At 65.7% G+C, this 1536-nt stretch carries 2 protein-coding genes; one reads left to right on the top strand and one right to left on the bottom strand.

Features of this window, described 5'->3' with window-relative positions; translation table 11 throughout:
* Positions 1-24: 24 nt before the first annotated feature.
* Positions 25-1254 carry an IS110 family RNA-guided transposase gene (locus QRN54_RS32065; RefSeq protein WP_044480144.1) on the bottom strand — a complete coding sequence of 410 codons (1230 nt, stop codon included), beginning with the start codon at positions 1252-1254 and terminating at the stop codon, positions 25-27.
* Positions 1255-1351: 97 nt separating this feature from the next.
* Between QRN54_RS32065 and QRN54_RS32060 the strand changes: the two genes are divergently transcribed.
* Positions 1352-1536: hypothetical protein (locus QRN54_RS32060; protein ID WP_285183953.1), on the top strand; the 185-nt coding region annotated here is incomplete at its 3' end.

Raw genomic sequence — 1536 nt, 5'->3', positions numbered from 1 at the left:
AAGACATCTCACGGGGTGTAGGAGTCAAGCCGCGATCGGGAGGGGAGGTGGAAATGCGTGCAGTTCGTCGAAGAATTCGCGGGTGGTAAGGCAGTGGTGGAGTTGGCCGAGGAATCGGTTGAACAGGTGTCGTTGGGCTTGGTGGTTCCAGTCTCCGCCGGCGCGGCGAGCGTCGAAATGTCGTCGGGCGCCGGGGGACGCTTGCAGGGCGCTGAACGCCCAGATCGTTCCCGCTGCTGCCAGTCGCCGGTTCTTGACGTGCCGGTGCAGGACGAAGGTTTTCTTCCCGCTGGCACGGGTGATCGGGGCAGCACCGGCGTAGGCCTTGAGGCCGCGCGCGGTCGCGAACCTGTTTCGGTCGTCACCGATCTCGGCGAGCACGCGAGCACCTGCGAGCGGCCCCAGACCGGGAAAGCTGGTGATGATCTTCGCATCCGGGTGCTCGGAGAAGAGCACGCTCACGTGCGCGGCGAGGGTCTCGGCGGCTGTGCAGGCGGCGTCGAACTGCCGCAACAGGGTCATCAGGCTGATTCCCATCGCTGCTTCGATCTGCGGTGGCTGGCGAAGCGCCGGGGCGCGCATGATGGCCCGCAGTCGTTCGACGTCTCGGTCGAGGAATCGGGAACGTCCGGCTCTTTTGAGTGCTGCTTTGAGTTGGGGCCGGGTCAGGGCGGCAGCTGCGGTCGGAGTCGGAGCTGCAGCGAGCACGCTTCGGGCATCAGGGCGGGTCAGCCCGTCTTCGAGCGACTGAAACGCGGTCAACGCTGCCGGGAAATATTCCTTGAGCAGCGAGCGGATCTCGTTGCCGAAGCGTTGCCGAGACCAGACGGCGTCCTGCTGGGCGCGGGCGAGAACCCGAATGGCCAGAGCGCTGTCGGTATCCGCCGGCAGTGGGCGGTGCGCGACGGCGTCGGTGCGCACGATATTCGCCAGCATGACCGCGTCGGCGGAATCGGATTTCGATCCGGAGACCGAATGCCGGGACCGGTACCGGGAGGCCGCGAGCGGATTGATCGGGTAGATCACCCGGCCACTCGCGCGCAGTCCGGCAACCCACAGGCCGTGATCGGTTTCGATCCCGACTGGGATCGGATCTTCGGCGGTGTCGCCGGCTTCGGCGAATGCCTCGAGCAACCGGGCGAACCCGGCAGCGTCGTTGTCGACTCGTCCCCGGCTCACGACTTCGCCCAGGTCGTTGAGGATCGCGAAGTCGTGATGGTTTTCGGCCCAATCGATTCCGCAGTACAGTCCCACCGCGCCTCCCAATGTCGATGTGCAGGTTGCGAACCCGTGTGGTGCACGCGGCGACCTAATTGCAGGACTCGACGGTCCGTCATCTCACCAGCCGTTCGTGACACCAGCGCACCGCAGGGCGCTCGATCTGCCGAAGAGCTCACGGCTCGGGAACACAGAAGAAGAGATCATCCCTGCGGCGGGCTCGTACCACGACATTTCACCACGCCGAATGGTGCACTGCCCGGCGCTGCCTCTCTTCCAGAAGGCGTCGCATGCGCCGGGAAAACCCTGGAGTCCGCC

Origin of the sequence: Rhodococcus sp. MEB032 (assembly GCF_030208925.1) — a bacterium.
Taxonomy (GTDB): domain Bacteria; phylum Actinomycetota; class Actinomycetes; order Mycobacteriales; family Mycobacteriaceae; genus Rhodococcus_F; species Rhodococcus_F qingshengii.
This window is presented reverse-complemented; position numbering and strand designations above follow the sequence as displayed.